General features: G+C 41.5%; 15 protein-coding genes. 10 read left to right on the top strand and 5 right to left on the bottom strand.

Annotation, left to right across the window (positions count from 1 at the left end; all coding sequences use genetic code 11):
* Window position 1: 1 nt before the first annotated feature.
* From ACXAF2_RS03425 to ACXAF2_RS03385, 9 genes are all read left to right on the top strand, one after another.
* A complete protein-coding gene (locus tag ACXAF2_RS03425) occupies window positions 2–1,549 on the top strand; it encodes an acyl-CoA carboxylase subunit beta (RefSeq protein WP_475137375.1) in 1,548 nt (515 codons plus the stop codon).
* Between the two features lie 76 nt (window positions 1,550–1,625).
* Complete coding sequence (locus ACXAF2_RS03420) at window positions 1,626–2,750, top strand: tripeptidase T (protein WP_475137374.1); 1,125 nt, start codon at window positions 1,626–1,628, stop codon at window positions 2,748–2,750.
* Between the two features lie 392 nt (window positions 2,751–3,142).
* Window positions 3,143–3,613 (top strand): chemotaxis protein CheW, encoded by a 471-nt coding sequence (locus tag ACXAF2_RS03415; protein WP_475137373.1) that lies wholly within the window; start codon window positions 3,143–3,145, stop codon window positions 3,611–3,613.
* 21 nt (window positions 3,614–3,634) lie between these two features.
* Window positions 3,635–4,888 (top strand): DNA polymerase IV, encoded by a 1,254-nt coding sequence (locus ACXAF2_RS03410; protein ID WP_475137372.1) that lies wholly within the window; start codon window positions 3,635–3,637, stop codon window positions 4,886–4,888.
* Between the two features lie 197 nt (window positions 4,889–5,085).
* Window positions 5,086–6,492: an NADP-dependent phosphogluconate dehydrogenase gene (gene gndA / locus ACXAF2_RS03405; RefSeq protein WP_475137371.1), complete on the top strand. Its 1,407-nt coding sequence runs from the start codon at window positions 5,086–5,088 to the stop codon at window positions 6,490–6,492.
* Between the two features lie 193 nt (window positions 6,493–6,685).
* Entirely contained in the window at window positions 6,686–7,249 is a 564-nt protein-coding gene (locus ACXAF2_RS03400; protein ID WP_475137370.1) for a GNAT family N-acetyltransferase, read from the top strand.
* Between the two features lie 48 nt (window positions 7,250–7,297).
* Entirely contained in the window at window positions 7,298–8,317 is a 1,020-nt protein-coding gene (locus ACXAF2_RS03395) for a serine hydrolase domain-containing protein (RefSeq protein WP_475137369.1), read from the top strand.
* A gap of 70 nt (window positions 8,318–8,387) precedes the next feature.
* The gene (locus ACXAF2_RS03390) at window positions 8,388–8,876 is read left to right on the top strand and encodes an N-acetyltransferase family protein (RefSeq protein WP_475137368.1); all 489 of its coding nucleotides are present in this window, start codon (window positions 8,388–8,390) and stop codon (window positions 8,874–8,876) included.
* A gap of 89 nt (window positions 8,877–8,965) precedes the next feature.
* The gene (locus tag ACXAF2_RS03385) at window positions 8,966–9,523 is read left to right on the top strand and encodes an ATP-binding protein (RefSeq protein WP_475137367.1); all 558 of its coding nucleotides are present in this window, start codon (window positions 8,966–8,968) and stop codon (window positions 9,521–9,523) included.
* A gap of 120 nt (window positions 9,524–9,643) precedes the next feature.
* On the opposite strand, the gene ACXAF2_RS03380 is transcribed toward ACXAF2_RS03385, so the two are convergent.
* From ACXAF2_RS03380 to ACXAF2_RS03370, 3 genes are read right to left on the bottom strand one after another with little or no spacing between them, the layout of a single operon-like run.
* Window positions 9,644–10,750 (bottom strand): Ger(x)C family spore germination protein, encoded by a 1,107-nt coding sequence (locus ACXAF2_RS03380; protein ID WP_475137366.1) that lies wholly within the window; start codon window positions 10,748–10,750, stop codon window positions 9,644–9,646.
* On the bottom strand, window positions 10,747–11,826 hold the full coding sequence (locus tag ACXAF2_RS03375; RefSeq protein ID WP_475137365.1) for a GerAB/ArcD/ProY family transporter: 1,080 nt from the start codon (window positions 11,824–11,826) through the stop codon (window positions 10,747–10,749). Before ACXAF2_RS03375 ends, ACXAF2_RS03380 begins: the two co-directional genes overlap by 4 nt.
* 10 nt (window positions 11,827–11,836) lie before the next feature.
* Window positions 11,837–13,333, bottom strand: a complete 1,497-nt coding sequence (locus tag ACXAF2_RS03370) for a spore germination protein (RefSeq protein ID WP_475137364.1) — start codon at window positions 13,331–13,333, stop codon at window positions 11,837–11,839.
* Window positions 13,334–13,452: 119 nt separating this feature from the next.
* On the opposite strand from ACXAF2_RS03370, the gene ACXAF2_RS03365 reads away from it, so the two are divergent.
* Window positions 13,453–14,289 (top strand): DUF2935 domain-containing protein, encoded by an 837-nt coding sequence (locus ACXAF2_RS03365; protein WP_475137363.1) that lies wholly within the window; start codon window positions 13,453–13,455, stop codon window positions 14,287–14,289.
* A gap of 189 nt (window positions 14,290–14,478) precedes the next feature.
* Here the strand turns inward: ACXAF2_RS03365 and ACXAF2_RS03360 are convergent, their stop codons facing one another.
* Both ACXAF2_RS03360 and zwf read right to left on the bottom strand, forming a co-directional pair.
* Complete coding sequence (locus ACXAF2_RS03360) at window positions 14,479–15,099, bottom strand: cyclase family protein (protein ID WP_475137362.1); 621 nt, start codon at window positions 15,097–15,099, stop codon at window positions 14,479–14,481.
* 16 nt (window positions 15,100–15,115) lie between these two features.
* The gene (gene zwf / locus ACXAF2_RS03355) at window positions 15,116–16,624 is read right to left on the bottom strand and encodes a glucose-6-phosphate dehydrogenase (protein ID WP_475137361.1); all 1,509 of its coding nucleotides are present in this window, start codon (window positions 16,622–16,624) and stop codon (window positions 15,116–15,118) included.
* Window positions 16,625–16,928 lie beyond the last annotated feature (304 nt).

Genomic DNA, 16,928 nt, shown 5'->3' with positions numbered 1-16,928 from the left:
AATGGATATCTATGAAAAGATTAATGAATTGTACGATCGCAGAAGAGAAGTAGAATTAGGCGGCGGAGATAAAAAAATAGATAAGCAGCACGAAAAAGGAAAATTGACTGCCAGAGAACGAATCGATATATTAGTGGATCCGGGCAGCTTTGTTGAGCTTAATCCATTCATTGAGCATCGCTGTTCAGACTTTGGACTGGACGGGGTTCAAGGCCCCGGAGATGGAGTCGTCACAGGTTATGGAAAAGTAAATGGAAAACCCATCTACTTATTTTCTCAGGATTTCACGGTATTTGGCGGCGCATTGGGGGAAATGCATGCGAAGAAGATATCACATGTCATGGATCTGGCAGTCAAAAATGGTGCACCTTTCATTGGATTAAATGATTCAGGGGGAGCAAGAATTCAAGAAGGCGTCGTTTCTTTAGATGGATACGGACATATCTTCTATCGAAACTCCATTTATTCCGGAGTGATTCCACAAATCTCCGTGATCATGGGACCTTGTGCAGGAGGAGCGGTTTATTCCCCTGCCATCACGGATTTTGTGTTTATGGTGGATGATACAAGTCAAATGTTCATCACAGGACCGAAAGTAATTGAAACAGTCACCGGTGAGAAAATCAGTTCAGAAGATTTAGGCGGTGCGAAGGTCCATAACTCCATCAGCGGGAATGCTCATTTCAGAGGAAAAACGGAAGAAGAGGTCCTTCTCGAGGTTCGAAGACTATTAGCGTATTTACCACAAAATAATGAGGAGAAGCCACCTCGTTTGGAAGTGGATGAAGAAGATGATTATCGTGGAAATTTAACGGATCTGATTCCATTCGATGCTATCCGACCTTATGACGTCCGCACGGTCATCAATGAAATTGTGGATGAAGACAGCTTTATGGAGGTCCAGAAAGAATTTGCCAAAAATATCGTCGTTGGACTGGCCCGTATCAAAGGAGAAGTCGTTGGCCTTGTCTGTAATCAGCCAAAATTCATGGCAGGAGGGCTCGACATTGATTCCTCTGACAAAGCAGCCCGCTTTATCCGTTTCTGTGATTCCTTCAATATCCCATTGATTACCTTTGAAGATGTTACGGGCTTCTTCCCTGGAATCAAGCAGGAACATGGCGGGATCATCCGTCACGGTGCGAAAATCCTCTATGCCTATTCAGAAGCTACGGTCCCAAAAATGACGGTGATTTTACGAAAAGCCTATGGAGGTGCTTATGTTGCACTAAACAGTAAGTCCATCGGTGCAGATTTGGTTTTTGCATGGCCAAATGCAGAAATTGCCGTCATGGGTCCTCAGGGAGCAGCAAATATTATTTTTGCAAGGGAAATTGCAGGAAGTGACAATCCTGAAGAGCTTCGGGAACAGAAGATTGAAGAGTACCGTGAGAAATTCGCTAATCCATATGTAGCAGCCTCCCGTGGAATGGTTGATGACGTCATAGATCCGCGTGAAACCCGGATCAAATTGATTCAAGGATTGGAAATGATGAGAAATAAACGGGAAGAGAGACCGAAGAAAAAGCACGGAAATATTCCATTGTAGAAGCGATACTATTTGTTGAACCGGCCTGTTCACGCTATACTATAGAAGTGAATACATAATTGTGGAGGTCGACTAAATGATTAATCATGAACGTTTATTGAATGAATTCCTGGAATTGGTCCAAATCGATTCCGAAACGAGAGAAGAAGCGGAAATCGCCAAAGTATTAACAAGAAAATTCTCTGATCTTGGCGTAGAGGTATTTGAAGATGATACGATGGGTGAAACGGGCCATGGTGCCGGAAACCTGATCTGTACGCTGAAAGGGAATAAAGAAGGCGTAGATACCATCTACTTCACTTCTCATATGGATACAGTTGTCCCTGCAAAAGGGGTTAAGCCTACGCTCAAAGATGACGGCTATATTTACTCTGACGGCACGACCATTCTTGGAGCCGATGATAAAGCGGGACTTGCAACGATGCTTGAATCTGTTCGAGTACTTAAAGAGAACAATATCTCTCACGGTGATATTCAGTTCATCATTACGGTAGGGGAAGAATCAGGATTAGTCGGAGCGAAAGCACTGGATTCTTCTCTAGTAAAAGCAAAATACGGTTTCGCCCTTGATAGTGATGGGAAGGTCGGTAATATCATCGTTGCCGCTCCTACACAAGCGAAAGTGAGAGCAACGATATATGGGAAAACAGCACATGCCGGTGTAGCTCCTGAAAAAGGCGTATCTGCTATCACGATTGCCGCTAAAGCCATTTCCAAAATGCCACTCGGCCGCATCGATGAAGAAACGACAGCAAACATCGGACGCTTCGAAGGTGGGAAAGCAACGAACATCGTCTGTGAACAAGCGGATATTCTTGCAGAGGCACGCTCACTCGTCCCTGAAAAAATGGAAGCCCAAGTAGAGAAGATGAAATCTGCATTCGAATCCGTAGCAGAAGAAATGGGTGGAAAAGCAGAAGTTGAAGTACAGGTGATGTATCCAGGCTTCAAGTTCAAAGACGGTGACGAAGTAGTCGAAGTGGCAAAACGCGCTGCGAAGAAAATCGGTCGTCCAAGCGAACTTCTTACAAGCGGAGGCGGAAGTGACGCCAACGTCATCGCAGGTTTCGGAGTGCCAACAGTCAACTTGGCAGTAGGTTACGAAGAAATCCATACAAAGAGCGAAAGAATGCCTGTTGAAGAACTGAACAAGCTCTCTGAAATGGTAGTAGCGATCATTCAGGAAGTAGCTGGAGAATAGAAAAGCGTAGGCGGCTTGCTCAGGCCCGACAAGCATAAGTTGAATCTGGCGGAAAGGCGTACTGTGCCTTTTGGCCAGATTTAGCTTATGACCTCGAGGGCCTAGGCGTCGGAGCTGGACAAATAGAAAAGCGTAGGCGGCTTGCTCAGGCCCGACAAGCATAAGATGAATCTGGCTGAAAAGGCGTACTGTGCCTTTTGGCCAGATTTAGCTTATGACCTCGAAGGCCAAGCCGCCGGAGCTACAGATCTTCTAATCATCCAAATGTCCATGAACCGAAGTTCATCCTTCGTTCGTGGACATTTTCTTCTTTCAAAACCAGCACCTAACCTTTCTAAAATATGGTACATTAGGAGTATACATATCAGAAGATTAAGAGGGGACGTTATAAAATGCCGAAAGTAGTCGTTTTTCATGCTGGAAAAGAAGAATATGCACTACCGATTGAGAACGTAGTATCGATTGAAAAAGTGGAAGAAGTGAGACCCATCCCTCATCTGCCTTCATTTGTCCAGGGACTTGTAAAGGTAAGGGGAGAGCTGATCCCTGTCCTTGATTTAGCGAATATCCTTTATAACACGAATGCAGACGCAGAAACAGGAATGTTTCTTCTCGTCGTTCACACAGAAACAATGCAGATCGGTTTGGTCGTCAAGGAAGCGAAAGAAATACTCGAAGTACCGGGTGACTCTTTTACAAACGTAGGTTTACTCTCGTATTCAAAAACAAACTATTTCTCAGGAATCATCAATCTTGAAGATTCCCTCATCACCCAGATCGACCCCGATGTTTTAGTAGCGAGTTTAGAAGGTATGAGAGAGATAAAGGATTACGTGAACGAGCAAAAATCCCATCAAAATTAGACAAAGAAAGCCGCGATATAAATGAACTCACATTATCCAAAAAACGGACGAGTGATCCTTCATGTTGATATGAATAGCTTCTATGCCTCTGTTGAAATGGCTTTTGACCCAACATTGAGGGGCAAACCATTAGCTATTGCCGGGAATCCCCAAGAGAGACGAGGCATTATCGTGACATGCAGCTACGAAGCGAGAAGCTTCGGAGTGAAAACGACAATGCCTCTTTGGGAAGCCAAAAAGCTGTGCCCTGGACTCATTATCATGACGCCTAACTTTGACCGTTACCGCGCAGCCTCCAAAGGAATATTTGATATCCTCAGACAATATTCAGAATTAGTGGAACCGGTCTCGATTGATGAGGGATATCTGGATATCACGGACTCCTATGAAAAAGGCACCCCTTTACAAATTGCCTCAGACATTCAATCCCAAATTAAAAGTCAACTCGACCTTCCCTGCAGCATAGGGGTGGCCCCCAACAAATTCCTGGCCAAAACCGCCTCAGATATGAAAAAGCCTATGGGAATCACCGTATTAAGAAAGCGTGATATCCACGAAAAGCTCTGGCCACTTCCTGTCATCGAAATGCACGGCATTGGACAGAAGACCGCAGAAAAGCTCAATTCGTTTGGAATTCATACCTGCCATGATCTCGCCCATGCCAATGATATACAGTTGAAATCACTGCTTGGAATCAATGGTCTTCGTCTCAAAGAACGCGCCAACGGGGTCGATAGGCGAAGCGTGGACCCTGATTCCATCTATGATTATAAAAGCGTTGGAAACTCCACTACTTTACCAAAGGATACAACGAACCAACACGAGCTATTAATGGTTGTAGAGAAACTATGTGCAAAAGTGTCATCACGCCTGCAGCAGAAAGACGTTCTGGGGATGACCATCCAGCTCATGATCAGGGATAAATTCAGAAAAACCATTACAAGAAGCAAGAAACTGGAAAATCCGATATATAAAAAAGAAGATCTATTTCATTATGCTAAGGAACTAATGTTGAAGCACTGGGATGGAGATCCCGTAAGACTTTTGGGTGTCACCGCCCAGGATATTGTAGAAAAAAGTGAAGCGACCGAACAGCTGGACCTGTTCTCTTATAAAAAGGTTGCAGAAAAGGAACCACTTTACAACGTTTTATCACAGCTTCAGGAAAAGTTCGGGAAAGATTCCATCTCCCAGGGAATAAAAGGGAAGAACAAGAAGAAAACCTTTGACTCAAAACAGGACACAAGCTTCAACAAAGATTTTCTGAGGGAATGACCCAGGAAGAAAGAGGACACCTTAAGGTAGATAGTGAACACTTCAAACGGATTATTTGCATCACCACACTATTCTTGTTAGATTGAAATAGAGTGCGAAAACAGGTTTTTAAAAACTGGTCAGCTGGAGTTTCCCTACATAATGCTGATCGTTTAAAAAGAAAAAACCAGTATTCTATAAACGAAAGGATGAATGGCATGTCTCAAGAAATTGGTGTTATCGGTCTAGCCGTAATGGGTAAAAACTTAGCTTGGAATATTGAGAGCAGAGGGTACTCTGTTTCTGTATATAATCGTTCCCGTGAAAAAACGGATGAAATGATAAGCGAATCTAAAGGAAAGAATGTCGTTCCTACATATACGATTGAAGAATTCGTTAATTCTTTAGAAAAGCCTAGAAAGATCCTCTTGATGGTAAAAGCAGGAAACCCAACTGATGCAACCATTGAACAATTAAAGCCGTTCCTGGAAAAAGGGGACATTCTGATTGACGGAGGAAATACGTTCTTCGAAGATACGCGCCGCCGCAATCACGAATTAAGCGAATTAGGCATTCATTTCATCGGAACGGGTGTCTCCGGTGGGGAAGAAGGTGCTCTTACTGGGCCTTCCATCATGCCTGGTGGACAGAAGGAAGCGTACGACCTTGTCGCCCCTATCCTGAAAGACATTGCTGCGAAAGTCGATGGAGACCCTTGTACGACGTATATTGGTCCTGATGGCGCGGGTCACTATGTGAAAATGGTGCACAACGGAATCGAGTACGGGGATATGCAGCTGATTGCAGAATCGTACTTCCTGATGAAAAATGTCCTGGGCTTAAGTGCCGAGGAATTGCATGAAGTGTTTGCCGACTGGAATAAAGGCGAGCTTGATAGCTATCTCATCGAAATCACAGCAGATATCTTCACGAAGAAGGACGAAGAAACAGGAAAGCCTATGGTGGATGTCATCCTGGACAAAGCAGGACAAAAGGGTACAGGAAAATGGACAAGCAAGAGTGCGTTAGATCTTGGAGTTTCCTTACCGATCATCACTGAGTCGGTCTTTGCCCGTTTTATTTCATCCATTAAAGATGAGCGAGTGAAAGCAAGCAAAATGCTAAAAGGACCTGACACGAAACCATTCCAAGGCGATAAAAAAGCGTTGGTTGAATCTATCCGTAAAGCTCTTTACATGAGCAAGATTTGTTCTTATGCTCAAGGCTTCGCGCAAATGCGCTCTGCTTCTGATGAGTATAAATGGGATCTTCAATACGGGGATATCGCAATGATCTTCCGAGGAGGATGCATCATCCGCGCTCAATTCCTTCAAAAGATCAAAGAAGCTTACGACCTTGAGTCAAATCTTTCAAACCTTCTATTAGATCCTTATTTCAAAGAGATCGTAGAAAGTTACCAATACGCACTTCGCGAAGTCATCAGCGTAGCCGTGCAAAATGGTGTACCGGTACCAGGCTTCTCTGCGGCACTGTCTTACTACGATAGCTACCGTACAGAAACCCTGCCTGCAAACCTGATCCAGGCTCAGCGTGATTACTTCGGTGCCCATACGTACGAGCGCGTGGACAAAGAAGGAACCTTCCATACTGAGTGGATGAAATAATCGAATGAGTAAAGCCCCTTTCCTTTTAGGAGAGGGGTTTTTATTTTTGAAAAAATAAATTATCAGAATTTTATCGTGTGCAAGAGATAGAATGTGTTACCATAATATTGCATAAACGATAGGCTTGGAAAACGCTTAAGATATAAAAGAAAACATAGGAATGAATTTTAGGTTAGTCAAGGAGTGATTTCCAGTGCCCGCCATTGAAATAAGAAGACCACGCATAGAAGACCAAGAAGAACTGAATCAATTTTTTTCTAAAGTCATTAAACATACCTTTTCCAAAGAAGGTTTAGAAGAGCTGCTTGATGACATCCAAAATGAAATAGAGAGCAAGAAACAATACTTAAAAAGTGATTTGGACACCAATGGGTCGAACCGATACTTTCTAATCGCTTTAGACAAGAAAAATGCTCTCATCATCGGATCGATTGAATACGGTCCAGCCAGTGAACTGATTACCACCTGCACAGATGGAGCGATAAAAGAGATGTATGAGGTCGGAACGGTGTTTGTGCATCCCGATTATCAAGGACGTGGCGTAGGTACATTCCTTTTAAACGTCATGTTCCTTACTCTCCTAAACAGGGGGATCCAGGAGTTCTGTTTGGACAGCGGGTACGCCAATGCCCAGAAGATATGGAAGCGGAAATTTGGTGAACCTGATTATTGGCTGAAGGATTATTGGGGTGATGGGGCTGATCATATGATCTGGAAGAAATCATTGAACGATATGCCCATCATCTTTAAAGAGTGAGTTTACTTCATATAAGATCATTACTATGGAGAACAATTGGGGGGTAAGATGAAACCACTAGAAATCAATATTGAAAAGCATATGGAAGAGTATCGTGTAACGGGATTAAGCATGGCAACCATTGATGGTGGCAGTATCAGAAGTACAGAATGCTTCGGATTACTTGAAGCAGGAACGGATAAACGGGTGGACAGTGATTCGGTATTCAGTGCTTGTTCAATCAGTAAATTTCTAACCTCCGTATTGGTGCTGACATTGACGGAACAAGGCATTCTGGATATTGATGAGGATGTAAATAATAAGCTTACATCATGGAAGGTCCCCCTCCATGGATATTATGGAAGAGTTACCTTAAGACATTTACTCAGTCACCAATCGGGGATAGTCGATCCTGAAGGAAGCTTCAATGAACTTAATTCGAAGTTTGATACGCCGACGGTGGTTGATCTGTTACAAGGTAAAACCGCTTATTGTAAGGTCCCAATTGAATTGAAATATGAACCAGGAAGCGACTTTCACTATTCCGATGCAGGCTTCTGTATCATACAACTGTTGATAGAAGATGTTACTGGAAATCCTTTTTCGGAAGTCATGAGCGAACATCTTTTTCAGCCGTTACATATGAAAAATAGCACATTTGATCCTCCGTCTCAAAATGTCTCATGCGGTCATACGAATGAAGGAAAAGTTGTGAATAATAAACATCCAATTTATCCGTATCCTGCTGCTTCGGGACTGTGGACAACCCCTTCAGATCTAGCCCTTGTAGTGGTTGAGCTCATGCATGCGTTAAAAGGGGAAAGCAAACTCAAGCTCTCGTCAAGTAAAGCAGCCGAAATGATTCATCCACAAGGGGGTAAGGCGTGGACCGGACTGGGGGTTTTCCTGGATCAAAACGAAGGTATTGAAATATCATCGCTTGGGTGGGGCGTCGGTTTTCAATGTATGATGGTGGCCTATCCCCAATTGAAAAGGGGGCTGGTCGTCATGACCAATACAGACTCAGGTGTTCATCAATTAAAAGGGATCATTGGTGACGTGTACAAGGCTTTTTTAATGATTGATTAATGAGGGGATTTAACTTTTATAGGGAAAGTAGGAATAAGGGACACTGAGCTACACAAAAGGGGGAATCAAATTGAAGTTTGTTCTCAGAGAAGCAACCTTAGACGATTACGAAAAAATAAAACCAATCCATAAAGAGGTTCACGATCTCCACGTTTCAGGAAGGCCTGATCGATACAAACCGACTGTACATACGTTGGACATGGGTTACTATAAGGGGTTGATTATGAACGATGATGCGGGAGTGTTTGTGATCGATCTTTGCGATGAAATCATCGCCTTTACATTTTTAAGGAAGAACGAGACCCCAGACCGAGAAACTATAGTGAAAAAAGAATATGTCTTCATAGAGGACTTCGGAGTAACAGAAAAATATAAACAAAAAGGATTAGGAAAACAATTGTTTACTAAAGCAGTAGAATTTACAAAGGAGACAGGAGCCGAAAGCCTGGAGCTCGGTGTCTGGGAATTTAATGATACGGCTATTGAGTTTTATGAAGCAATGGGAATGAGGACACAGGCAAGGAAAATGGAAATCAGGGTACATGGATTAGGTACGTGAAAATTACCGAGAGTGGGCTCTCTTAAAAATGGGAGCCTTCCATATGGAATCTAAGCATTGAGTTTAAACTATGAATTGGAGGTTCATTCATGACAAGACTAGTAATCATGACAGTTGGTAAAACCCATAGCGGAAAATCAACCTTCGCCAGGAGCCTGGAAGAGCAATTGTTGAATTCCGTTGTGATCGACCAGGATATCCATGCTGAATTCATCAACACCTTTTATAGAAGTCTGCTTCCAATGGAAGGACCAAATACCCTCAAATATGCCGTCAGTCAAACCATTGTTGACTATGCCATGAATGAGACTTCATTTCACCTCATTCTTTGTAATTCAAATCTTAGCCGCAGTGGACGGTTGAAGCTGTTGGATTACTTCAAAGGGAAGGAGTTTACCACCATCCTAGTCCATTTGGATATCCCCGACCGGATTCTTCAATCCAGAGTGGTAAACAGTGAGAGGAGTACAGCCATCTTCAGGAATGCCACTACCTTTGAAGAAGTCCTGAACCGGCAACAGACTGACGCTTACTTCAAGGATGTAGCGGCACCTGTTGAGGGAGAAGCTGATGATTTATATATCATCAGACATTCGGATGAAGTGCAGAATGTCATCGAGGAAATTATGGATACTCATTTGGAATAAAACGACATTTTTACCGATTTCGTTTCTGCACTTGTATATTATTTTATTACATCTTTAGGTATGTTTTTATTTTTAGTAACGTTATTGGGTTTCATTTTTTGGAGGTGCTTTCTCACTTTTTTATTTCGTCTGTCCGGTATTGACCAATTTCATCTTTATATCCAGATTGATATCCAATGTTGGATAAACATCATCCCAATTGATCTTCTCCCACTGCTCAAAAGTAAGCTTGTTTCTTACGTAGCTTCCGAGGCCGATCGGGTCAACTTTTAATTCCTTGGTCAGATCTATCAACACATTGGATTTTTTCATTAAATATTCATTGATTTTTTTTTCTATCTTCTTTTGTGCGTTCTCTGTATCTGTATGTTCTTCTCTGGTATATTCCAAAACACTTCCTTCTAATTCGATAGAAATGTCTATAGCAATCGGCTCATGATCCTTTACCTTTACATCCACCTTGTATTTTGTTTTTTTGTAATCAAACATTAATTGGTCAGGGAATACATGTTCATCATCAGGTGGAGCGATTTCAAAGCTAAATGTCCCTTTGGGTGTGTCTTTTCGTAAGGCAAACAGCACTCCTGAAAGAGTGGGGGAAAGATGATGAATAAAGTGATCATCTTTAAAGAGAGCGTACCCATCGATAGCGATACTTTGTTCCCTAATCTTATAATAAGGCATGATCGGATCGATTCCATCATCATAATAATCTCTGATAAATTGGTATGTGTTATAGTTTACCCGTTCATTTTCACTATCCAATTTTTCTAGAAACGTACGCAAGTAAAGGGAACTGTTTGTTCCTTCCTTCGGTTCATATTCCAACAATTCTCTGGCCGTCCCTTCTGCTACTGCAAAATATACTCTCGGTCCTAAGCTTGGGTCCCGCATATAGGTATCCAATATATTTTTTATACCGACTTTTGCTAAATTTTCTCCAAACAATCCTACTGTAATCTGACCGCTTACGAACTTCAAATTCGATCGATGATTCAAGCGAATTCTGGAATCCTTGCTGGATTTTGCATTGACTGTTAGTATCTTGTTTTGATATACTCCCTGCTTTGTTACATTTGGATAGTTGACAGTAACCATAAGAGGGTTTTCTCTTTCCTCAGAAAGGTCGTAGCCTACAGCATCCAACATAGCTAGTTTATCTATAATGTTCTTCTCGCACCCTGAAAGAAAAAAAACAAGGGCGACCAGTCCATACACAAACTTCATAGCGTCACCTTTTTCTGCTTAACCTTATGAAGACCTATGAACGCAATTAACACAATCGGCAGTAAAAAAGCGATTCCAATATCGATATAAGTCAACCATTTTAGCCATTGGTCTACTTCCCTGGTAATATCAGGTATGAATGAAATAAGTGTTCCAACCGTTAGCAGGGACAAACTGATGAAGTCGGATTTGAGTTTTGGGAACGAGTGTGAGACTAATTCTTTACTCGCCCACAAGTACATAACCACAGTAATTAATACTTTTAAAGCGAATAGAGTGAAAATGAGGTTTTCCACACGTTCCACAAATGGAAACTTTACATATTCAATTAAGGTGATTACAGGATAAAGATCATTGAGTAAGTATTCAAAGCTGAAGAACCCAAAGCAAACAAAACTGACTGAGATGTAAATGAATGAAGTAATGATATTTCCAAAGAATACTCCTTTTATGAAGTTTTTCTGAACGTACGGAATGAGAAACAGACTTAGTTCAAATCCGAGAAAAGCAGCAAAAACATTTAATCCACCCTTTAGGAGATCCTTTTCTCCTTCCATTATGAATGTTGTCATTCGTGTGAAGCTGAATTCCGAAAGGTGAAAAGTGAGTAAAAGCATCGTCCAAATGGTTAAGAAAAAAAGAAGTACTGTTGCCTTTCCGATTTCGTAAATACATCCTCTCAGTAAAAAGAAACTTAGAAGGAAAAACATGCCTACAAAAATGATGGAGGGTGTATCCCGGAAAAATAGCATCTTTAATATTAAAATATACTTTTTAGTCACTAAGGTAGCGAGGAGGGTAAATACAGCGCAAATAAAAAGATAGAAAGGTACGAAGAGCCACTTTGGAAAAACATTCTCTATGATCTTAAAGATGGATTGTCCATGACCATATTTATATACCAGCCCAATCAATAATATGTTGAGCGTGACGATTCCAACTAATATGAACAGACCAATCCATCCGTTGGTGCCAAAGGCTTCCGCAGATAATCTCGGGATACTGAACAGAGTTACGCCTGATTGTATCATGTAAATGAGTAATGCTATTTGAAAGGGATGGAGTTTTTCATTCATGTACAATCGCCTACTTTTTCATCTTATTTATTTCCTCATTACTTGTTCTCACCTGAGCCGGGCGGTTCTTGATGAACATAAAGGGTGCCCTGATCATTGTGTCGAGCCAATCGCTAAAATAAGTTGGAGAGAATGGGATCATATATGGGGTCTTTAAGGATGTTAGAGAGGTCAAGTGTATGATTAATACCCCAAGTCCAAACACCAATCCCATATTTCCCCACAAACCTGCCAATATAATGAATGAAAATCGTACTATACGAATGGAAGCACTCATCACGTAGCTAGGGATGACAAAGGATGATATAGCAGAAACAGCAACAGCTATAATTAATATATTACTTGTTATCCCAGCTTCCACTGCAGCCTGTCCAATTACAATCCCCCCTACAATCCCAATTGTTTGACCAATTTTAGTAGGTAGCCGTGCACCTGCTTCCCTTAGAAGTTCAATAACCAATTCCAGAAAAATGGCTTCTAGCAATGGCGGAAATGGTACCTTGCTTCTAGATTCAATCAAGCTCGGTAGCAACTCCTGGGGAACCATTTCATAATGAAAGGTTGTGATGGATACATAAAGTGCAGTTAATGCAACCGTTATGACAAAAGCAAACATCCTCAATAATCGGATAAACGTTCCCGTTATCCACCTTTGACTGTAATCATCAGCTGATTGGAAGAAATCAAAGAAACTGACCGGGGCACAAAAAACATAAGGACTTCCGTCAACAATACCGATTATTCTGCCAGCCAGTAGTTTAGAGGCCACCACATCCGGCCTTTCTGTCGTGAAAAATTGAGGAAAGGGAGAGAGAGGTTGATCATCAATCAATTGCACAAGCATGTTGGTGTCAAGAATATCTCTGTATTCTATATCATCAATGCGTTCCTTTAAGAGTTCCAACTCCTCTTGTGGAGCTATATCTTCAAGATACATTAACGTAATAGATGTTTTGGTGATTTCACCAGCGCTCAAGTTGACGGCTTTTAAATGAGAACTTTTCACTCTCTTTCGAATGAGCGAAATATTCACATCGGTGGATTCAATAAATGCCTCGTGTGGCCCTAATATGATCGACTCTGTTTCAGATTCCTCGATACTGCGGCTTTCCCCGCCATTAGCTTTTAAAGAATAAACTCGACTTTCAAAACTAAGGACAACATCTCCATTTAAAACAGAAATCACTGCTTGTTTATTTGAAGATACTTCTTTTAACTGCGAAGATTCTATTTCTCGATGTACCTCACAAGTTTCTCCTTTATTTAGCCAATTTAATAATTCTTCCTTAAGAATTTGTTTATCTACAAGGTAGTCAAAATATATAAATTGGATACCAAGCTCTTTAAATTGGCGATGTTGTATATCTTCACAGTCCTGAAATTGTTCAAAAATATGCTTGAAATCCAGTGGATGTTCATCAAGGCCCGGGTGGGGTTTTGGATGCTTCTTTTGTGCTGGAATTTCCTCTTTCAATGTCAGTTTTTTCAATAATGTTCGTAAGCGCATAATAAGTCCTCATTTGATAACAGTTTGTGCTATTTTTTCCAAAACAGACATTTTTATTCTAAGCATGAACGTCCCATTAACTTAATAAAGTTAAGTAAAGGGAGAAAGGGGTAGGTTCTATGGGATTTGAGAAGATTACACCCTGGCAGGAACATGAGTTTTGGTTGGGGATATTAAAAGATCATGCCTATTTTATCCGTGATTATTTAAGCCCCACAGAAGATAAATGGGTCAAGCAGGCGGAATATTACATTGAGTGGTTCGGAAATGTTGAGGAGGAAATGAAGAAAGTCCCAAGGAATTTGCCTCCTTCAGCTTCTGAAATGATTCAGCTTTCAGAATGGGCACAGGATGTCTCCTACCAATATTATACGTTTGAAGGCCATCTTTTACATTTACGGCTATTCAATCAGGTGAATTTAAATTTGTCTCCGAGCTACTTGAATGGGACATTGGCAGAGAATAGGGAATATTTACGTATTTTGAAGAGCTACATGAAAGGGAATGAGTATGAGGCTCTTTCCCTGGTGAATTTATTGGATTTGTGGCTTGACGATCAACGGGGACATGCGGCTTTACTAGTTGATATACTGGATAGCGTCGAAATTGATCTTATTGAAAGGGCAAGTGCTTTAATGGTCCAATTTTCACAATTCATGGTGAAAAATGATATGTTCAAAGGTTATTTGCACTTTACTCAACCTGGTTTCCCGGCTCAAATCCGATTTGCTGAAGATGTTTCAATACAGGTTGTAGCTTTCACTAAGCTGGTCGAGGACGTTCTGCAAATGTATGTGAAGGACGAAGTGCTGAATAATTCTACACTCCGGTTTCTTGAGCATCATTTCCCTGAAGCATGTTACTTCATGAAGAAGCTCTCGTATTATGCTCCTTCCATTCACTATCCGGATTGTAAGCTCACCAAACCTACATTACGGAATAACACAAAAGCTTGAGGGATGAATCCTCAAGCTTTTAGATTTCATTATTAGAATGAAAAGGCTGTTGTAGGACTTACGTTAGAAAAGTTTAGAGATGACCGTTCTATACTCGAAATGGATGATTCTTAGTGTGGGATGGGTAGCCCCCCTAAACATGAAAAAACGACTCACCGGGAAACCAGAGAGTCGTTTTAAGATTTCATTTCACCCAATCAATTCATCGAACAACAACACACGAGCAGGTGATGCATCGGTGTTTTCAATCTTTAGTGGGGCGGCAACCATGAAGTATTGGCCGGCTTCAATGTCTTTCAGTTGAAGTCCCTCCATGATGATGACTCCGCTTCCCATTAAACTGCGGTGAGTAGGGTGTCCTTCCTGGGCTCTTTCAATCCCAAGTGCATCGATTCCAACCCCTGAGATTTTTTTGTCTGCAAGGTACGCTGCTGCATCTTCTGCTACATAGACGAATTCAAAGTTGAATTCGGTATCCCATGAATTTTTTGTTTTAAAGAGGATGAAATCATTTTCTTCAATTTCTAATCCGTCGATATCTTTCAGGCTGATTTTCTCATCTGCTTTTGTCAGATCAAATACTTTAACGGGGCGGACGAGCTGTTCGATATCGATGGTTTCGATGGTTTCACCTTCGTTGATCATGTGAAGTGGAGCATCAACATGTGTTCCTGTATGAACATCCATTGAGATGCGGGACTCTGTTACATGACCATTCGTTTTTGTGTCGATCGTAGGTTGTTTTTCCGGTTTATTCTTATATACAGGCATTCCATTAAAGATTGGAGCTGTTACATCATAAATTTTCATTGTTTCCACACCTTCCTCAGCATTGGTCTACGTCTAGATTCGCAATTGGCCACCAGTAAAAGCCATCTTTAGCCAGCAGGTTGTCGGCTGCTTTCGGACCCATTGATCCTGCTTCGTAGTTCGGGAATTCTCCGTCACGTGTATGTTCCCATACTTCAGAAATCTTATCGACGAATGCCCAGGATAGCTTCACTTCATCCCAATGAGTGAAGTTGGTTGCATCCCCGCGCAGGCAATCGAATAGAAGCTTTTCGTATGCTTCCGGCGTGTTCATCCCGTCTACACTGGTGTTAGCAAAGTTTAGTTTCACTGGAGTCGTTTCAATGTTTTGTCCGGATTTTTTCACGTTTAAGTGAAGGGTAATTCCTTCTTCAGGCTGAATGTGAATCACCAATAAATTCGGTGCAAGCGGCTTATCCGGATTGTAATACAGGTTCATTGGAATATCTTTGAATTGGATGACGATTTTCGTTGACTTTGTTTCCATTCTCTTTCCTGTGCGGATATAGAATGGAACCCCAGCCCAACGGAAGTTATCGATCATCAGTTTTCCTGCAACATAAGTCTCGGTATTGGATTGATCATCAACGTTGTCTGCTTCACGATAACCTGGCAGGTCCTGATTACCGGATGTTCCAGATCCATATTGACCTCTCACGAAATAATCTTTCACTTCTTCATGTTCAAACGGACGCAGGGATCGTAATACACGGACTTTCTCACTGCGGATTTCGTCTGTCGTCAATTTGATTGGTGGCTCCATGGCAAGCAGCGCAACCATTTGAAGCAGATGGTTTTGAACCATATCGCGAAGAGCTCCACTTTTTTCGTAATAGCGTCCACGATCTTCGACACCCAGCTCTTCAGAGGAAGTGACCTGGATATTGGAGATGTAACGGTTGTTCCATAGGGGTTCAAACATCGCATTGGCGAAGCGGATGACTTCGATGTTTTGAACCATTTCTTTCCCAAGATAGTGGTCGATACGGTAAATTTGATCCTCAGAGAACGATTCGCGGATCTGGCTATTCAGTTTTTCGGCTGAAGGCAGGTCGTGACCGAATGGTTTTTCGATGACAAGTCTTTGGAAACCGTTTGTATCGGTTACACCTTGATTCTTTAACTGCTCTGTAATCGTTCCGAAGAATTCAGGAGCCATCGCCAGGTAGAAAATGCGATTTCCTTCTAACTCATATGTTGCATCCAGTTCATCAGAAAGGTTTTTCAACGCTTTATACGAGTCACTGTTTGAAACATCATTCGGCTGATAGTAGAAATGAGAGACGAACTCATCTATGTTTTCGTTACTGCCTAACGCTTTATGTACAGATGTTTTGACGTGTTCCTGGAACTCTTCATTCGACCATTCACGGCGTGCTACCCCTACAACGGCAAAACGCTTCGAAATTTTCCCTTTACGGAACAAGTGATAAAGAGATGGATAAAGCTTTCTTTTTGCTAAATCACCAGTGGCTCCAAAAATCGTAATGAGAGATGATGGTGCAGTTGAATTATTCAATGTCATGACCTCACTTTATCTTGTTGCTAGATTGTTTAATGTATGTCTTCTTATTTAATATCCCTATACAATTACTTAATTTTAAAGACTTATGGTTCAATTAGCAAATTATATGCTGATGACTTTCTTCATTAAAAACATGAAAACGTTTTTTCAAAATCTCTACGTCATTATATTGGCTCTAATTCACGTTCTTATTACTCATTTGTATTTTAGGGGGAGATAACGCGTTATGAACGATGGGAGAGAAAGGTAAATGATCGTTGGATGTGCTAAAATAATGGCAGTAGGGCTCATCATAGGAGTGAAT

Source organism: Rossellomorea sp. ABR4_004, from assembly GCF_056159585.1.
This window is presented reverse-complemented; position numbering and strand designations above follow the sequence as displayed.

Excerpts from the sequence above, each read along its gene's own strand:
- ACXAF2_RS03425 (WP_475137375.1), top strand. The coding sequence starts at position 2 with ATGGATATCTATGAAAAGATTAATGAATTGTACGATCGCAGAAGAGAA.
- ACXAF2_RS03420 (WP_475137374.1), top strand. The coding sequence starts at position 1,626 with ATGATTAATCATGAACGTTTATTGAATGAATTCCTGGAATTGGTCCAA.
- ACXAF2_RS03415 (WP_475137373.1), top strand. The coding sequence starts at position 3,143 with ATGCCGAAAGTAGTCGTTTTTCATGCTGGAAAAGAAGAATATGCACTA.
- ACXAF2_RS03410 (WP_475137372.1), top strand. The coding sequence starts at position 3,635 with ATGAACTCACATTATCCAAAAAACGGACGAGTGATCCTTCATGTTGAT.
- gndA (WP_475137371.1), top strand. The coding sequence starts at position 5,086 with ATGTCTCAAGAAATTGGTGTTATCGGTCTAGCCGTAATGGGTAAAAAC.
- ACXAF2_RS03395 (WP_475137369.1), top strand. The coding sequence starts at position 7,298 with ATGAAACCACTAGAAATCAATATTGAAAAGCATATGGAAGAGTATCGT.
- ACXAF2_RS03385 (WP_475137367.1), top strand. The coding sequence starts at position 8,966 with ATGACAAGACTAGTAATCATGACAGTTGGTAAAACCCATAGCGGAAAA.
- ACXAF2_RS03380 (WP_475137366.1), bottom strand. The coding sequence starts at position 10,750 with ATGAAGTTTGTGTATGGACTGGTCGCCCTTGTTTTTTTTCTTTCAGGG.
- ACXAF2_RS03375 (WP_475137365.1), bottom strand. The coding sequence starts at position 11,826 with ATGAATGAAAAACTCCATCCCTTTCAAATAGCATTACTCATTTACATG.
- ACXAF2_RS03370 (WP_475137364.1), bottom strand. The coding sequence starts at position 13,333 with ATGCGCTTACGAACATTATTGAAAAAACTGACATTGAAAGAGGAAATT.
- ACXAF2_RS03365 (WP_475137363.1), top strand. The coding sequence starts at position 13,453 with ATGGGATTTGAGAAGATTACACCCTGGCAGGAACATGAGTTTTGGTTG.
- ACXAF2_RS03360 (WP_475137362.1), bottom strand. The coding sequence starts at position 15,099 with ATGAAAATTTATGATGTAACAGCTCCAATCTTTAATGGAATGCCTGTA.
- zwf (WP_475137361.1), bottom strand. The coding sequence starts at position 16,624 with ATGACATTGAATAATTCAACTGCACCATCATCTCTCATTACGATTTTT.